Origin of the sequence: Clostridioides sp. ES-S-0006-03 (genome assembly GCF_020662275.1) — a bacterium.
Taxonomy (GTDB): domain Bacteria; phylum Bacillota; class Clostridia; order Peptostreptococcales; family Peptostreptococcaceae; genus Clostridioides.
Genome location: NZ_JADGMM010000007.1, coordinates 160,406 through 178,256 on the forward strand (window position 1 = coordinate 160,406; position 17,851 = coordinate 178,256).

18 protein-coding genes and 1 riboswitch are annotated in these 17,851 nt (G+C 28.0%); all 18 genes read left to right on the forward strand.

The window, feature by feature from the left end; genetic code table 11:
* Positions 1-13: 13 nt before the first annotated feature.
* The 18 genes from IR151_RS11485 to IR151_RS11570 all read left to right on the forward strand — a co-directional run bounded on the left by IR151_RS11485 (position 14) and on the right by IR151_RS11570 (position 17,847).
* The gene (locus IR151_RS11485; protein ID WP_227434658.1) at positions 14-1,894 is read left to right on the forward strand and encodes a bifunctional glycosyltransferase family 2 protein/class I SAM-dependent methyltransferase; all 1,881 of its coding nucleotides are present in this window, start codon (positions 14-16) and stop codon (positions 1,892-1,894) included.
* The gene (locus IR151_RS11490) at positions 1,887-4,001 is read left to right on the forward strand and encodes a glycosyltransferase family protein (protein WP_227434659.1); all 2,115 of its coding nucleotides are present in this window, start codon (positions 1,887-1,889) and stop codon (positions 3,999-4,001) included. Before IR151_RS11485 ends, IR151_RS11490 begins: the two co-directional genes overlap by 8 nt.
* Before the next feature lie 8 nt (positions 4,002-4,009).
* Positions 4,010-5,005, forward strand: a complete 996-nt coding sequence (locus tag IR151_RS11495) for a peptidoglycan bridge formation glycyltransferase FemA/FemB family protein (RefSeq protein ID WP_227434660.1) — start codon at positions 4,010-4,012, stop codon at positions 5,003-5,005.
* Between the two features lie 91 nt (positions 5,006-5,096).
* Positions 5,097-6,329 (forward strand): ATP-grasp domain-containing protein, encoded by a 1,233-nt coding sequence (locus tag IR151_RS11500; protein ID WP_227434661.1) that lies wholly within the window; start codon positions 5,097-5,099, stop codon positions 6,327-6,329.
* A gap of 19 nt (positions 6,330-6,348) precedes the next feature.
* Positions 6,349-7,293 carry an ornithine cyclodeaminase gene (locus tag IR151_RS11505; RefSeq protein WP_227434662.1) on the forward strand — a complete coding sequence of 315 codons (945 nt, stop codon included), beginning with the start codon at positions 6,349-6,351 and terminating at the stop codon, positions 7,291-7,293.
* A gap of 89 nt (positions 7,294-7,382) precedes the next feature.
* Positions 7,383-7,790 (forward strand): sugar 3,4-ketoisomerase, encoded by a 408-nt coding sequence (locus tag IR151_RS11510; protein ID WP_227434663.1) that lies wholly within the window; start codon positions 7,383-7,385, stop codon positions 7,788-7,790.
* Positions 7,791-7,871: 81 nt separating this feature from the next.
* A complete protein-coding gene (locus IR151_RS11515; RefSeq protein WP_227434664.1) occupies positions 7,872-8,963 on the forward strand; it encodes a DegT/DnrJ/EryC1/StrS family aminotransferase in 1,092 nt (363 codons plus the stop codon).
* A gap of 298 nt (positions 8,964-9,261) precedes the next feature.
* A riboswitch (cyclic di-GMP riboswitch) is annotated at positions 9,262-9,352 on the forward strand.
* Positions 9,323-9,481: a hypothetical protein gene (locus tag IR151_RS11520; RefSeq protein WP_227434665.1), complete on the forward strand. Its 159-nt coding sequence runs from the start codon at positions 9,323-9,325 to the stop codon at positions 9,479-9,481. (Overlaps the previous riboswitch by 30 nt.)
* A gap of 275 nt (positions 9,482-9,756) precedes the next feature.
* Entirely contained in the window at positions 9,757-10,074 is a 318-nt protein-coding gene (gene flgB, locus IR151_RS11525; protein ID WP_227434666.1) for a flagellar basal body rod protein FlgB, read from the forward strand.
* Between the two features lie 7 nt (positions 10,075-10,081).
* Entirely contained in the window at positions 10,082-10,486 is a 405-nt protein-coding gene (gene flgC / locus IR151_RS11530) for a flagellar basal body rod protein FlgC (protein ID WP_227434667.1), read from the forward strand.
* A 9-nt stretch (positions 10,487-10,495) separates the two neighbouring features.
* The gene (gene fliE / locus IR151_RS11535; RefSeq protein ID WP_227434668.1) at positions 10,496-10,813 is read left to right on the forward strand and encodes a flagellar hook-basal body complex protein FliE; all 318 of its coding nucleotides are present in this window, start codon (positions 10,496-10,498) and stop codon (positions 10,811-10,813) included.
* Between the two features lie 24 nt (positions 10,814-10,837).
* Positions 10,838-12,382, forward strand: a complete 1,545-nt coding sequence (gene fliF, locus IR151_RS11540; protein ID WP_227434669.1) for a flagellar basal-body MS-ring/collar protein FliF — start codon at positions 10,838-10,840, stop codon at positions 12,380-12,382.
* A gap of 12 nt (positions 12,383-12,394) precedes the next feature.
* Entirely contained in the window at positions 12,395-13,465 is a 1,071-nt protein-coding gene (gene fliG, locus IR151_RS11545) for a flagellar motor switch protein FliG (protein WP_227434670.1), read from the forward strand.
* Positions 13,449-14,189: a FliH/SctL family protein gene (locus IR151_RS11550; RefSeq protein ID WP_227434671.1), complete on the forward strand. Its 741-nt coding sequence runs from the start codon at positions 13,449-13,451 to the stop codon at positions 14,187-14,189. Before fliG ends, IR151_RS11550 begins: the two co-directional genes overlap by 17 nt.
* A 3-nt stretch (positions 14,190-14,192) precedes the next feature.
* The gene (gene fliI / locus IR151_RS11555; protein WP_227434672.1) at positions 14,193-15,512 is read left to right on the forward strand and encodes a flagellar protein export ATPase FliI; all 1,320 of its coding nucleotides are present in this window, start codon (positions 14,193-14,195) and stop codon (positions 15,510-15,512) included.
* Positions 15,513-15,540: 28 nt separating this feature from the next.
* On the forward strand, positions 15,541-15,990 hold the full coding sequence (fliJ, locus tag IR151_RS11560) for a flagellar export protein FliJ (protein WP_227434673.1): 450 nt from the start codon (positions 15,541-15,543) through the stop codon (positions 15,988-15,990).
* Positions 15,991-16,018: 28 nt separating this feature from the next.
* Positions 16,019-17,221 (forward strand): flagellar hook-length control protein FliK, encoded by a 1,203-nt coding sequence (locus IR151_RS11565; protein WP_227434674.1) that lies wholly within the window; start codon positions 16,019-16,021, stop codon positions 17,219-17,221.
* A 17-nt stretch (positions 17,222-17,238) separates the two neighbouring features.
* Positions 17,239-17,847, forward strand: a complete 609-nt coding sequence (locus tag IR151_RS11570) for a flagellar hook capping FlgD N-terminal domain-containing protein (RefSeq protein WP_227434675.1) — start codon at positions 17,239-17,241, stop codon at positions 17,845-17,847.
* Positions 17,848-17,851: the final 4 nt, after the last annotated feature.

Consider the following 17,851-nt stretch of genomic DNA (forward strand, 5'->3'; position numbering starts at 1 on the left):
GGAGACTTAGAGAATGAGCATACCAATAACCGTTAATGAAGAATCTAAAAATATAATAAAAGATTGGCAATATACGTTTGCAAATGAAGATATAAAATTTACCAGTATAATAATATTGACATATAATCAAATAGAATATACCAAATTATGCATTGAAAGTATTAGAAAATTTACGCCAAAAAATAAATATGAAATAATAATAATTGATAATAACTCTTCAGATGAAACAGTGGATTGGCTAAAGGAACAATCAGATATAAAATCTGTATATAATAATAAAAACTTAGGGTTTCCAAAAGGGTGCAACCAAGGTATTGAGTTAGCTAAGGGTGAAAACATATTATTATTAAATAATGATGTAATAGTTACTCCTAATTGGCTTTATAATTTGAATAAAGCTTTATGGTCACAAGATAATATAGGAGCTGTGGGTCCAATAACAAATGCATGCTCATATTATCAACAAATTGATGTGGATTACAAATCAATTGAGGATATGTTTATATTTGCACAAAAAATAAATAAATCTAACATCAATTCATGGAAATATAGAGTTAAATTAGTTGGTTTCTGTATGTTAATAAAGAAATCTGTAGTAGATAATGTAGGTGTTTTAGATGAGCTATTTACACCTGGAAATTTTGAAGATGATGATTTATCTTTTAGAATGTTAGAAGAAGGATACAAATTATTATTATGCCAGGATACTTTTATACACCATTTTGGAAGTGTATCTTTTAAAGAAAATCGTAATAAATACACAGATATAATGGATATTAATAGAAGAAAATTTGAGACTAAATGGGGCTTTAATCCAGAATACAGTGGAATGATACGAACTGACTTAATTTCTGAAATAGATTGTAATGTAGAGAAAAATATCAATGTTTTAGAAATAGGTTGTGGTTTAGGAGCTACTCTTTTAGAAATAAAAAATATATATAAAAATTCATCCATATATGGAATAGAAATAAGTGAATCAGCAGGTAAATTAGCAAAAAACACTGGAGAGGTACTGATAGCAGACATAGAAAAAGTACAATTAGATTATAATAAAAATTTCTTCGATTATATAATATTGGGAGATGTACTTGAACATTTAGTTAATCCATGGAAGATAGTCAATGACCTAAAGAGATATCTAAAGAAGGATGGTCATTTGATATCAAGTATACCAAATATTATGCATGTGTCCGTTTTAAGAAACCTTGTACAAGGTAATTTTACATATACTGATTCAGGAATTTTGGATAGGACTCACTTAAGATTTTTTACATTAAATGAGATAATAAGAATGTTTAATGATAGTAATTACATAATAGATAGTATTAGTGCTACTAGAATGAGGCTTTCAGAGGATGACAATAGATTCATCGATACAATGTGTAAAGAAAGCCATAAAGATATGAGAGAACAATATGAGTGTTATCAATATATAGTAAAAGCTTCTAACTGTGTAGATACTAGAAGATATTCTAGCGTTAGTATGGTTAATTTAAAATATGCTTTAATGAGAATTGATAATGAGTTAGATGTGGATGATAATTTAAGTTATATATTTGATAATTATAATATAACTGAACAATGTTTTATTGATGATATTGAATATTTAGTTGATATGTTTTCAATAAATAAGACAACTATACTAAATAGATTGGGTGCTGAGGCATTTAATAGAGGTCTGGGTGATTTTAGCATAAGTATGTTTATGATGGCTTTAAATATAGATAGAGATAACATTGACACAATATACAATATAACTACTGTATTGTGTGATTTAAAAGAATTTGAAATTGCTTATGACTTAATTAAGAATAGTAGTGAGAAAGTACAGAGTGAAAGTGATATACAAGATATACTTTATTTTATTGAAGGAAGAAAGAAATATGAATAATGAAAAGCTATGTTTTATAACCTGTGTAAATGATGAAAGACTTTATGAGGAATGTCTTGTATATATAAATAGTCTAGATATTCCAAAAGATTTTAGTATAGAAACAATTGCTTTGAGAGGAGCTAATTCAATTTCATCTGCTTATAATAAAGCTATGAGAGAAGTAGATGCTAAATATAAGGTATATTTACATCAAGATACATTTATAATTAATAAAAACTTTATATATGATATTTTAGATATATTTAATAAAAATATTGATGTAGGAATGATTGGTGTAGCTGGAGTGAAAGACATACCTGTAAGTGGAGTTTGGTGGGATTCTAATAATAAAGTGGGGAAAGTATATGATAGTCATACAGGTAGAATGGATATTTATGAATTTAATAGCTTTGAAGGAGATTTTGATACAGTCATGGCTATAGATGGATTAATTATGATTACTCAGTATGATATATTATGGAGAGAAGATAAATTTGATGGATGGCATTTTTATGATTTGTCACAAAGTATGGAATTTAAGCAAAATAACTACAAGGTTATTGTACCAAAACAAGATAAACCTTGGTGCATGCATGACTCTGGGATAGCAAATATAAGTAATGGCTATGATGAATATAGACTAAAATTTGTAAAAGAGTACATAAAACTTGATTTAGAAAGAGAAGATTTTTATGAATTTGATAAAGATAAGGCCTGTACTATACTTAATAAAAACAAGTATGTAACAGAGTGTTTAAAAGAAGGAATTGAGCAACAATTAAAATTAAAGAACTATAATGCTGTTTTAGACATTGTTTCTAAAATTGCTCGTTTTTCTGTTTTTAATCATACTGGTTTGTATTCTTGTGAAAAATGCGAAAGAGCATTGTTAGAATGTGCCAATAATTTACCTGATGTAGAAAATATAAAGTTATTTACGAAAAAAGATTTAAAAAGAAGAAAGGTATTACATGTTTTAAGTGAGGGGTATTCAACAGGAGGTCATACAAGAGTAGTTAAAAATTGGATTGAAAGTGACAAAGATTCTGTTCATTCAATTATAACTACATGGCAATCAGAGACATTGCCAGATTGGTTATTAAAAGCAACAGATGAGAGTGGTGGTGAAATTATATCTTTGGATTCAGTCTCAGATGATTATTTAAAAAGAGCTATGGCTTTAAGAACAATAGCCTATGATTGGGCTGATATAGTTGTTTTATATGTTCATATGTGGGATACAATACCAGTTGTTGCTTTTGGAATTGATGGAAAAATACCCATTTTACATGTTAATCATTATGATAGTACTTTTTGGTTAGGAGCAAGTACTGCAGATATTGTTATTGATTTTAGCGAAGTTAGTCAATCAATTACTTTGAATAAAAGAGGTGTAGATAAATCTGAAATATTGCCAATTCCATTAATAGAAAAAGAAGTTTTTTCAAAATCTAAAATTAGAAAGCAATATAATTTGGATGATGATGTGACAATAATATTAACTATTGCTAGTGAAAGAAAATACAATAGTGTAAATGATATTAATTACTTTAAGATTGCTAAGACATTAATTGAAAATACAGATAATACAATTATTATTGTTGTAGGAGTTGATACAGATAATATCTATTGGAAAACTCTAAGTAATGTTACAAATAATAGAATTCTATGCTTTGGGACTGCGAAGAATATAGATGATTTCTACAGAATTTCAGACATATATTTAGAATCTTTTATGGTAGGAAGCCATACTTCAAAATTAGATGCAATTTTATATGGTTTAATTCCTGTTAAATTTAAAAATGAAGTTTCACCAATTTTCACAAATATGTGGGATTTTATAGATAAATTTGATTATAACAATATCAAAGAGGTTGTAGATATGATAAAAAGATACAATGCTAATGAATTTGATAGGAATGATCTAAAAGAAAAACAATTAGAAATAAAACATTTTGTTATGAATAAACATTGTGTTGAAATAAAAAACTATATAGACAAAATATACAGTGAGGCTAATTATCATAAAGTTAAGTATGATTTACATAAAAATGATGAAATCGAAGATTATCAATTTTTTGTAGCTTTATATGGTTATATGGTAGAAAATAAAAAAATGTTATAGGTGATAAAATGAACAATATTCATATTAATAAATTTGAAAAAAGTTGTGAAAAGAACTGGGATTATTTTGTAGAAAATAAATCTATAAATGGTACATTTCTGCAAACTAGAAATTTCCTTAATTATCATAAAGAGGGAAAATTCTCTGACCACTCATTAGTAATATATAAAGGTGAAGAAATACTCGCAGTTGTGCCTGCATGTGAAATTTATGAAAATGGTGAAAAAATATTTTTTTCTCATTTAGGAAGCACCTTTGGGGGCATTATAATAAGAAGTGGTTTTAATGATATTAGGCATGTAAATGCCATTACAAATGAGTTAGAAATGTATTTACAAGAACAAAATTTTAATAAAGTATATTTAAAAAATACATCAAGAATATTTTGTAAGGAAGATACTTCATTACTAGAGTATTTTCTATTTAAGAATAATTACATGTTTTATGATGAACTAAATATGTTTTTAGAGTTGAATAAGTATAAAGAAGATATATTAGCCAATTTTAGATATAGTAAAAGAAGATATTTTAAATATTCTTTGAAGAACAATCTTACCTTTAAAAGACTACATGGTGATAAAGATATAGTATATTTTTTTGATTTACTTTCTAATTGTTTAGATAGTAAAGGAGCTAAAGTAATACATTCAATAGAAGAACTTTTGGAGTTTAAAAATAATAGATTAAGAGATATTGTGGAATTTTATGCAGTATATATTGATGACATTATGATTTGTGGAAGTATGGTATTTAACTTTCAAGAAAGAGTTTATCATACTCAATATCTAGCATCAAACTCAAAGTATAATAAATATTATCCAATGATATTTTTATACTATAATCTAATAAAAAATGCCTTAGAGAGAAATTTTAAGTATCTTTCTTTTGGAATTAGCACTCTAAATAGAGGAAAATATTTAGATGAAGGTCTAGCTACATTTAAAGAAGGTTTTGGATCGAGTGCAATCTGTAACAGAACATACTATAAAAGTATAAATAAGTGATAATTATGATTTATAGAGTTTATAGAATATAGTAAATATCTAGTATTATAATTTTACATAAAAGTAATTAACTTATAAAGAAGGTTTGTATATGAAAAGATTAATGATTTTAGGCTCAATTAAGTATTTTGAGAATATTGTTATGTCAGCTAAAAAAGAAGGAATATACACAATTGTTTGTGATAATAGAATTGATACTCCTGCAAAAAAAGTTTGTGATGAAGCAATAGATGTTGATGTATTTGATTTTGATAAAATAAAAAATATAGCCATAGATAAAAAGATAGATGGAATTTTGACTGGATTTACAGATTCTTTAATGAAACCATATGTTTATATTGCAAATGAATTAAATTTACCATGTGTGATTTCTTGCAATCAACTTGAGTCTGTAACTAATAAGGCTGTTATGAAAAAATATTTTAAAAACAATGGAATACCTACAACTGATTATTGTATTCTTGAAAGTTTAAAAGATTTAGAAAAAATACAAGGGTTAAATTTTCCGCTTGTAATAAAACCTGTTGATGGTTATGGTTCAAGAGGTGTATATTTTGTATCAAATATAGAGGAATTAATAGAAAAATTTAAATATTCTAGGGAAATTTCACAAGATGGAAAAGTAATAATTGAAGAATTTTATGAAAGTGAGGAAATACAAGGACTAGCTTGGGTCTACAATGGAGAGTCACATGTATTTTATATCGGAGATAGAGAACTTGTAAATATACATGTAGGGAGAGCTGGAAAGCCAGACAGATTACTATATCCATCAAAGTATTGTTTTCAGTATGAAGAAGAAATAAAATCGATATATCAAAAGATAACAGAGGCTTTTAATATAAAGAATGGACCTCTTTATGTTCAGATGCTAGTGGGGGAAGATGGAATAAAGGTATCTGAAGTTATGCCAAGATTACCTGGAGGATGTGATTATTTAGCAATTTCACAGATAACAGATTTAGATATAGGAAGGCTATTTGCAAATTTTAGTGTGAATAATGACATAGATTTTAATGAAATAAAAAAATATAATATGCATTTATCAAAGTGTGCATACGCATTACCAATATACATAAGGCCTGGAACAATAAAGACGATAAATAATATAGATAAAATAGAAAAATTAGATTATGTAACTCAATTTCTATTACTAGTAAAAGACGGAGATACAATAGGATTATATGAGGATGAGAGACAGGATTGTGGAAGAATTTATGGAATAGCAAATAATATATTTGATGCAAATATAAAGAAGAAATATATTCATGAAATGATAGAAATACTTGATGAGAATAATGAGAATATGATAGAAAATTTTTAAATAAGGGAGCATGGTAGATATGAAGTTAATAACTCATGAACAAATTATGTCATTGAATATATCTCAGAAGCAAGGATATGAGTGGATAAAAGAATCATTTTTAACAAAAAAAGATTGTCAATTACCACCAAAAATAAGTATGGTAGAACAAGGGCATGTATTTTACAATATAATGCCATCTTTAAATCATAATCATATGATTGGTGGAATAAAAATGGTTACAAGATTACCAGGAAGAAATCCAAGTTTAAATTCAGATATATTTCTATATGATATGAAGAATGCTAAGCTAAAGGCTATTTTAGATGGTAATTATATTACAGCCTTTAGGACTGCTGCTGTGGCTGCTCTCGCGATTGATACTTTTGCTAAAAAAGACTTTAATACTATTGCTATTATGGGGTTAGGAGTAACTGCTTCTTCTATAATGAATATGCTTTTGTATACCCTTAAAAATATGAATATAAATATAAAGTTGCTTAGATATAAAGACCAAGCACAGTCGTTTGTACAAAAATATAAGGATAATGACCAGTTTAGTTTTAAGATATGTGATACACATAAAGAACTCATTATGGATTCAGATGTGGTAATTTCAACTGTTACATATACAGATGAATACCTTTCAGAATTTGAATGGTTTAAAAAAGGTGCTTTACTATTACCTGTACATGTTATGGGCTTTGGAAATGTAGATTATTTATTTGATAAAGTATATTTAGACGATTATAATCATTTGAAACATCTGGAAAATATAGATAAATACAAGTATTCATGTGAATTTCATGATGTTTTAAGTAAACAAGCACAAGGAAGAGAACTTGATGACGATAGAATAGTGTCTTACAATATAGGCCTATCAATACATGATATATTATTTGCAAGTAAAATCTATGAATTATGTGAAACTCTAAATTGTGAGGAGATAGACTTAAAAGAGCCAAAGGACAAATATTGGATGTAGTATATTTTTTATTAACGAGAATTTATTGTAAATTAAAATATGAAGTAATATCTTATTAAAAAGTTATTATAAACAGGGTAGGGACATTTATGGAAAAGTACAATTTAATTAAGTTTGAATCTATTGGAAGTGAGTACGTAGGAAGTTTAATTGCATTAGAATCAAATAAGGCTATACCTTTTGATATAAAGAGAGTGTATTACATATATGATGTACCACATCGTGTAAGGAGAGGTTTTCATGCTCATAAAACTTTAGAGCAAGTGTTAGTTTGCCTAAATGGAAGTGTTAAGATAAGATGTTTTGATGGTGTGAGAGATACAACCATTGTTCTAAATAGAAATGATGTGGGACTGTATATAGGATCAGGGGTATGGCATGAAATGTTTGATTTTGATGAGAAAACTGTTTTAATTTCAATAGCTTCTGAATACTATAATGAAGATGATTATATCAGAGATTATGAAGAGTTTTTAAAATACATAGATATTATCTAGTTACTATGCATACAGATATCTTATTAATTAAATGAATTTAGCATAGCCACATAGATAATAGATAGATAAGGATGTAACTTTATGTTAGTTAAGTTTAATAATTTATTAGAACAATTTAAGATCCATAAAGAAGAATATGAAAAGAAGGTTATGGATGTAATGGAAAGTGGATATTATATCCTTGGAAATGAAGTAAAGTACTTTGAAGAAGAATTTGCTAGATATGTAGGTAGCAAATATTGTGTAGGTTTAGCTAGTGGTTTAGATTCACTGATAATTGCATTTAGAGCATTAGGGATAGGTAAAGGCGATGAAGTAATAGTGCAATCAAATACATATATTGCTAGTGTCATGGGAATAAGTATAAATGGAGCTAAACCAGTATTTGTAGAACCTAACGAGTATTATAATATAGACTCATCTAAGATAGAAAAAAAGATAAATAGTAAGACAAAAGCTATATTAGTAGTACATTTATATGGTCAGGCAAGTAAAATGAAAGAGATACAAGAATTGTGTGAAAAATATAATTTGTATTTAATTGAAGATTGTGCTCAATCTCATGGAGCTAAATATGATGGAAAAATGACAGGGACATTTGGAGATGTAGGATGTTTTAGCTTTTATCCAAGTAAAAATTTAGGTGCATTTGGAGATGCAGGTGCTATAGTAACGAGTAATAAAGAAATAGCTGATAAAGTGAAAGTGTTTAGAAATTATGGTTCAGAAAAGAGATATCATAATAAATTTGTTGGATATAATTCAAGATTGGATGAAATTCAGGCAGGTTTGTTAAGAGTAAAACTTAAATATCTTAATGAAATTGAAAATGAAAAGTCAAAAATCGTACATAGATATCTTAATGAAATTAACAATTCAAAAGTTATACTTCCAAAAATAGAAAAGAACTGTACACATGTATGGCATTTATTTGTTTTACAAGTTGAAAAACGAGAGACATTTATGAAATACTTAAAGAAAAATGGTATAGAGTCTATAATACATTATCCTATACCACCCCATTTATCTGAAGCATATTCTTATTTGGGATATAAAAAGGGAAGTTTTAATATAGCTGAGAATTATTCGAATAAAGTTGTTAGTATACCTTTATTTGTTGGTATGAAAGATGAAGAAGTTAGCTATGTAATTAAAATTATAAATGAATATTAAATGAATTATAATAATACCATAAATAAATTTTTTATGTATAGTTTATTTAAGATTCGTTAATTAATATTTTTAGATATTGATATATTATATAAATAAAATTGAAATATATACAATAAAGATGAGATTTGTCTTATATTTTTCTAAAATAAAAATATTTTCAGATAATTTATTATAAAATTGTAGAATATAGTATTTATAATCTGTATAATTAATAATAACTAAGTTTTTAAAATAAAATGTTTAAGTATACATAAAAAAAATATTTAAAAAAATTGTTATTTATTGTATACTTAAATTAAAACTAAATAGGCAAAACTAGATAAATCTAGTGACGCAAAGCTATAGGGGCTAAGGTTTGTATGTACGAACTATGTCAGCCAGTTGCCAAAAAGAATCCTAAGTATACTGTATATGTAGAATTAGTCGAAAATGACTGCCTTTTTGGCAGTCATTTTGTTGCTAAAGTTCACTTTATTACAGTAGGAAATATAAATTATAACATATTTTACCAAGTATAAGTAAAAATAAAAATAGACTATCTAGAAAAGTTGCTATTTTACAAAAAAGAGCAACTTTACGTAGAAATATTTAAATACATATTAAAATTTTTTTTTATTTTCATTGAGGTTAATTAAAAAAAGATTTGTTTTATTACTAAAAAATAAAGCGTTATATTGAATATAATAGAAATGTAATAAATTTAGATGGGTAAAGAAGTCATTTTTTGTAATATAGCAACTTCAACTTTAATCACTAAATATAGTAGATAAATATATTTTGAGGAGGAGTGAGTATGAATACATATGACATTATAAAAATGGGATTAGATGCAACTAATCTAAGAAGTCAGGCAATAGCGAATAATATAGCAAATATAAATACTGAAGGCTACAAAAAACATTACGTAACCTTTGAAGAAACATTAAATGATGCCATGCCAAAAATAGAAGAAAAAACAGATAATTCTAAAGGTTTAAGAGTGGATGGAAATAATGTGGATATAGAAGAAGAAAAAGTAAATCAAGCAATGACAACGTTACAATACAATGCTTTGATAGGTTTTGCAAATGGTAAAATAGCAATGACCAAATCAATAATAAGTGGGAGGTAATTAGAAGATGAGTGTGTTCAGTGGAATGGAGATCTCTGCTAGTGGTTTAACAGCAGAAAGCTTGAAAATGGATATCATATCATCTAATGTAGCTAACATAAACGCTACAAGAGGTCCAAATGGGGAAGCATACAGAAGAAAAATTGTTTCCTTTGAAGAAAATTATGATAACAAATTAGGTATGCTAGGAGTAAAAGTCACATCTGTTGAAGATGATAAATCACCTCTTAAAGAAGTATATGACCCATCTCATCCAGATGCAAAGCCAAATGGATACGTAGAATATCCAAATGTAAATATATTGGTTGAAATGACAGATTTAATAACAGCTTCACGAGCATATGAGTCTAATATAGATACATTAAATGCTCAGAAGTCTATGATATCAAAAGCACTGGAAATAGGAAAGTAGGGATAAATTATGCCAATTACACAAATTAACAATTTAATGCAAGGTGCAAAGTTAGATAATTTAATTGGAGAAACAAAACCATTAAATTTTAATAATAAAGAAGAAAAAAAGAATTTCGAAGATGTAATAATGGATACTATAGATAAAGTCAATTTTCAGCAAGTTACAGCAGATAATATGAAAGAAAAATTTATAAAAGGCGAAGATGTTTCTATGCATGAAGTTATGTTAAAAGGTCAAGAAGCACAACTATCTATGCAATATTTAATAGAAGTTAGAAATAAGATTCATGATGCATATCAAGAAATGAATAAAGTACAAATTTAGCCTTTTGAACAGGAGTAATAATCAATGATAGCCAGTTTTAAAAATAAGATTAAGGAGCAAGTTGCTAAATCTAGGACAAAAATAAGTTCTCTAAAAAAGGGAACTAAGATAGCATTAGGTATAGGGATTGTTGCTATATGTTTAGCACTAGTATTTACAGCAATATCTGCAAGCAAAAATAAGTATGCAGTCTTATTTTCAGAACTAGATGTTCAAGATGCTGCAGATATATCAGCAGAATTAGAGTCTAGAAAGATAGATACAAAGGTAAAAGGAAGTACAATTTATGTTCCTAGAACAGAAGTTGATAAGTTGAGATTAGAGTTAGCTCCAAGTTTGACAAGTGGTTCTAAAGGATTTGCACTTATGGATGATAGTTCATCAATAGGTCTTACTGATGAAGAGTTTCAAATTAAGAAGCAACGAATGATACAAGGAGAAATAGAAAAAACAATCAAGAGTTTTCCTCAGGTGGAAGATACTAGAGTACATATAACATTTGGTGAGTCTTCTGTATTTGAGAAGGAAGCTGTTCCAGGAAGTGCAGCAGTTTATTTGATGCTAAAGCCAGGAACTACTTTAGAGAAAAATCAAATAAAATCTGTTATGGCACTTGTATCAGGAAGTGTTACAAATATACCAGAGAAAAATGTTCAAGTTATTGATAACAAAATGAACTTATTATCTGAAGGCATCTTAGATGATGAAGAAGTTGATGAAAACAATCAACCGATAAATGGTGCTATTAGTATTGATAAAAATAAGGCATCTGAGCAGGCGTTGAATAAACAATTAGAAAAATCTATTTTAGATATGTTAGAACCAATATTTGGTACAGGAAAAGTAAAAGCTACAGTAAATGCTGATTTGAGTTTTGATACAGCTGAAAAAACTGAAATAAAAATTGACCCTGATAAAGTTGCTATAAAGGAAACAAGGTCAAAAAATTCATCTAAATCTGCAACAAATAATGTCCAAGGTGTAGATGCTAATATGAATAACCAAGGAAATAAAAATGGTACTAATACAGAAGATAGTTTGGATGAGAGTTTTGAATATGAAACAGGTAAGATTGAAACTCACACTATAGTTGCGCCTGGAGAACTTAAAAGATTGACAGCTTCTGTTGCTATAGATGGAAAAATAGCTAAAGGTGTTCAAGCTGATGTGGAAGATATTGTTAATAATGCTATAGGCATGGATGGAGCTAGGGGAGATACTCTTAGCGTTGTTTCAATGGTATTTGACCCTAAAGGTAAGGCAGAAGCTAAACAAGAAATGGAAGATATTGAAAAAGAAGGATTCAAAAACAATATAATAAAAGCGGTTGTTGGAGTAGTAGCAGTTGTTGCAGTAGGTGTTATTGGATACTTAATATATAAAAAGAGAAGTGAACAAGAAGATATGGATTATGAAGATGAAGTTTATAGTACTAATTCTATTGATAAGAAAGACAATCCTCTATTAGGAGATGACCCAGAATTGACATTAGAGGAAGCTGTTAAAATGTATGCAGAAGAAAAACCAGACCAAGTCACAGAGATAATAAAAACTTGGTTAAACGAGTAAGGGGGATAGAAAGTGTCCGCGGAAATTACAAATGTTAATGCGTTTGATTTAAGTGATATAAGTGAAAATGATAAGAAAGAGAAGGTAGAAGGTGAAGGTTTAAAAAAAGCCGCTGTACTGTTAATGACATTAGGTCCAACTGTGGCTAGTGATATAATAAAAAGTCTACCAGATAAACAAGTTCAAAAAATAGGTTTGGAAATTGCAAATATTTCTTCAATAGCTTCAAAAGAAAGAAGAGAAATATTAAAAGAGTTTGTAGAAATAAATAAAGCGAAAGATTATGTTATAGAAGGCGGGCTTGAATATGCCAAAGAATTGTTAAGTAATGCCCTGGGAAATGCCAAAGCAAGTAAATTACTTGAAGGTATATCAATAGATACAAGTACAAAACCTTTTAAACATATTATAAAACTAGATGTAAAGAAGATATTAGAAATACTTAGAAATGAAAGTGCACAGACTATAGCTATTTTACTTGCACATATGGATCCTGAAAATGGTGCAGAAGTTTTAGCTTATTTAGATTTTGATTTACAAAATGAGGTAGCTATGAGAATAAGTTCAATGGGGTCAATATCTCCAGATGTTATAAGTGTAATTGAAAGCTCATTAGAGGATAAATTACATTCAATAAGTGGTGAAGATTTTAAAGACTATGGAGGAATATCTACATTAGTTCAAATATTACTTAATTCTGATAGAAAAACAGAAAAGAATATTTTGAATACTATTGAAGAAAAAGACCCAGCCTTAGCAGCTCAAATTAAATCTAATATATTTGTATTTGAAGATATTGTCAAATTAGATGATATAAGCATACAGAAAGTACTGAAAGAAGTAACTATGAAGGATTTAGTATATGCTTTAAAAGGTGTGGATGATGAAATATCAGATGCTATATATAGAAACCAATCTTCTAGAGCAGCAGAAGCACTTAAAGAAGAAATGGAAATGGTTGGTGTCATAAAGGTTACTCAGGTTGAAGGTGCTCAACAAAAAATAGTAAGTATTGTAAGGAAACTTGAAAGAGAAGGTGCCATAACTATTGTAAGGAATTTTGGTGATGACTTTGTTGAATAATAAAATTATTAAAAGTAAAAAAGCATCATATAAAGGAGTGCTGGACTTATCTATAATAGATAAAGCTAGATTGGGAGAATCAAATATAAACGAGGATAATGATTGTAGATTTAGAGATGAAGTAATAAAAGAAGCTATAGAATCTGCTGAGATAAAAAAGAATGAGATATTGGAAGAAGCAAAAATAAACGCACAAAATATAGAAAAGCAAGCATATGAAAAAGGATATAGTCAAGGTCAGAAAAATGGATATGAGGATGGATATAAAGAATCGTATAATGAGTATACCCAAAAAGCTAAAGATGAAGCAGATTCTATAAGAAATCAGGCAAATTTAATCTTATTACAAGCTAATGAGAAAATGACTGAGTACATAAAAGAAAAAAATAAAGAGATTATAAGACTTGCTATTAATATGGCTAGTTCTGTGCTAAAAAAGCACTTTGAAGATGAAGACTCTATGAGCGATTTGTTAAAACAAATTATTCAAGATTATGAAGGAAGTAGTTCATTCATAGTAAGATGTAATTCTTTCTATAAAGATAATATAGAGAAAGAGTTTGAATTATTTAAAGAAGAAACATCATTAAAATCAAGTGTATTTGTTATCGCAGATGATAGCATAGATAAAGGAAATGCTATTATACAAAAGGAAAATGGAAGAATAATAGTTGGTGTTGATTGTGCTATGGAAAAACTAAAAGAAGAATTGCTTGGTGAATAAAATATGTATAAAACTGATATATCTATAGATTTTGACAAAATAAATAAGAAAATAGAAAATTTAGAACTCACTATATCAGAAGGTAGAGTTAAGAAGATAATAGGACTTACTGTAGAAGTTGAAGGAATAAAAGCTTTTGTTGGAGAGTTATGTGTTATATATAATCAAGTCAATAAGCCAGTGAATTGTGAGGTAGTAGGATTTAAAGATAAAGAAGTAATATTAATGGCATTAGGAGAGTTAACATTAATATCACCTGGTTGCAAAGTTATTTCTAAGGGGATACCTCTAAGTGTTATGTGTAGTGATAATTTACTAGGTAAAGTACTTGATGGTCTTGGAAATCCTATAGATAACTCAGAAGTTGTTTTAGGAGATAGATACAACTTGAATAATGAACCTCCTGACCCAATGAAAAGAAAAAAGATACGAAATATAATGGAAACAGGTGTAAGAGCAATAGACGCATTTACTACTTGTGGTGAAGGACAGAGAATAGGAATATTTGCAGGAAGTGGAGTAGGTAAGAGTACAACGCTAGGTATGATTGCTAGAAATGCAAAAGCTGATGTGAATGTAATTGCTCTTGTTGGAGAAAGAGGAAGAGAAGTATTAGACTTTATTGATAAAGACTTAGGCGAAGAGGGAATGAAAAAATCTGTTGTTGTATGCGCAACATCAGATAAAGCACCATTAGTTAGACTTAAAGGTGCCCTTACAGCAACTGCAATAGCCGAATACTTTAGAGACCAAGGGAAAAAAGTAATACTTATGATGGATTCTGTGACTAGATTTGCTATGGCGCAAAGAGAAGTTGGAATAGCCATAGGAGAGCCACCAGCACAAAAAGGATATACACCATCTGTATTTGCCATTTTACCAAAACTTATGGAGAGAACAGGGACATCAGATAAAGGCTCTATAACCGCTTTTTATACAGTATTAGTTGATGGAGATGATTTTAATGAGCCAATAGCAGATACTACAAGAGGAATACTTGATGGTCATATAGTTCTATCTAGAGATTTAGCTAACAAGAATCATTATCCTTCTATAGATGTTTTAAATAGTTTAAGTAGACTTATGAATGAAATTGCTTCAAAAGAAGATATAAAAGTAGCATCTTTTGCAAGAGATATGCTTTCTGAATATAGGGAGGCAGAAGATTTGATAAATATAGGTGCATATGCTTCAGGTACCAATAAAAAAATAGATGAAGCAATCTATTATCATGAGCATATTATCAATTTTTTAAAACAAGGGATAAATGAAAAGAGTTCTTTTAACGAAACTATAAGTAGTTTGAAAAGAATATTTGAATAAATAACTTTAAAAAATATTTGAATAGGTTGTGATAGAGTTGGATAAGAACTTTAAGTTTAGATTGCAGAAGGTTTTAGACTTAAAAATGAAAGATGAAGAGAAGATAAAAATGGAATTTGCTAAGATTCAACAAAAAAAAATAGATATAGAAAATAATTTAGAAAACCTAGAAAGTAATTATAGCAAGTATTCAATAAGTAAAAATAATGATAGTATTCAAAATCAAAAAATAACTATTAACTATTTGTTAGCTTTAAATAACTCTATAAAAGATTTATCAGAGGAATTGGACAAGTCAACAAATGAACTTGAAAAGGCTAGAAAACAACTTATAGATAAGCAGATAGAAAGAAAATCATTAGAAAAACTAAAAGAAAAAAAATATGGCCAATATTATAAAGAAGAAAATTTAAAAGAACAAAAAACTAATGATGAGTTTGCAAGCATGAGTTATTTGAGAAAGAGACAAGTTCTATAAGAAGAGTAGGAAGTGAGGATATTATTGTATGAAGATACAAGCAGATTCTTATAATGTTATCAAAGATATTGGGAGTAAAAAGAGTTCATCCAAGAATAAAGATGTGAAAAATGATAAATTTGAAGATAATCTATATAAGGCAACAGACAATAGGAAAGTTGAAGACAAAAAAGAAACAAGTAATCAAAATATCAGCTCAAATAAATCAGAAGATAGTGATAATGAGTGTCATTCAGATGTAGATAAAAGTAATCACTTAGAGGATGAAAGTACATATGAAAAAGATTGTAGTAAGAATAATGAGATTTTACAACAATTATTGACTCTTTTAAAAAATAATAATGAAAAAGATAAAGATATAAATTCTATATTGAATGGTATGGAAAAACTAAACATATCGGATGAATTGAAACAAGGGCTTAAACTTAATAAAAATATATTGAATAATATTGTAAAGCAAAATGCAGAGTTAAATAAGGCTGACATGAATAACTATAATGATATGCAAAATTTAGACATGATGAAGTTAAGAGAGTTTTTAGATAATAATGTTAATGAAAACTTTGAAGTAATTAGTAAAACTACAGAGGATGATAATAAAAGCATAGATTTATACAACTTTGATAGTAATAGAATGGATAACCTTAATTCAAATAAGAAAAGAGATGATAACTCTGATATTTTGGAAAAACTAGCAGGTATTAATGGAAATAAAAGTGGAAACTTTGGTCAAGTAATAAATAAAAGCATGGATATAAACAAAGTTAAAAATGATAATGTTGACTTAAAACATATAGAATCAAATGTTATGGATGATTCTATCAAAGCTATTAAACATATGAAAACAAATGACATCCAAGAATTAACAATTAGATTAAGGCCAAAAGAATTGGGAGATATGAACATACAATTATTGAAAGATAACGAAAGTATGAAAGCTGTTGTGACTGTTTTTAATAAAGACGTATTTGACTCTATAAATAAAAATATAACAGATTTAAAGCAACATCTTGAACTTACGAATGTAAATATAAAAGATGTATCTGTGCAAATGCATAGTGATAATAGAAGTACATCAGATACTTTTGATAAAGCATTTGAACAACAGAATAGACAAAATAACCAAGAAAATATGAATAAGCAAAATACAAATAATAAGCGTAACAATATGGTCATAGAAGATGAAATTAAAGAAAATATTGATGATGATAGAGTAGATTTATTAGCTTAATAAGGGGGAAATACTGTATGTATGGAGTGGCAACAGCTTTAGCAGGGGTTCAAGGAAACTATAGGTCAAATAACTTGAGCCAACTTGAAAGAAATATTAATGATATTGCTAATAAACAAGTTCGAAGTAAAGGAAATCAGACAGTAACAGATAATGGAACTCCAATTATAGGACAGGGTGATGATGCTGATAAAGACTTGTTTATGAAAATACTTGTAGCACAAATGGGTAATCAAGACCCAATGAATCCACAAGACCCAACAGAGTATGTATCACAATTAGCTCAGTTTGCAACTTTAGAAAAGATGTCAGCTATGAACGACAAGCTAGATATACTCTTAGCTTTAAGTAACTCTACTCTAATAAACTCTGCTTTGAGTATGGCAACGTCATTAATTGGTAAAGAAGTAGAAGTATCCGGAGAAGAGAAGGAAGATGAAAACATTGTAGGTGTAGTAAAGTCTACATATATAAAAGATGGAGAGGTACACTTAGAACTGAAAGTAGATGGTAGTGATAAAACTGTAGATGTTAAATATGAAAAATTACTTAAAATAGGAGAAGTAGATACAACTTCAGGAGAAGAAAATAACCCACCAGAGCAAGAATCTCCTGAACAAGAATAATATT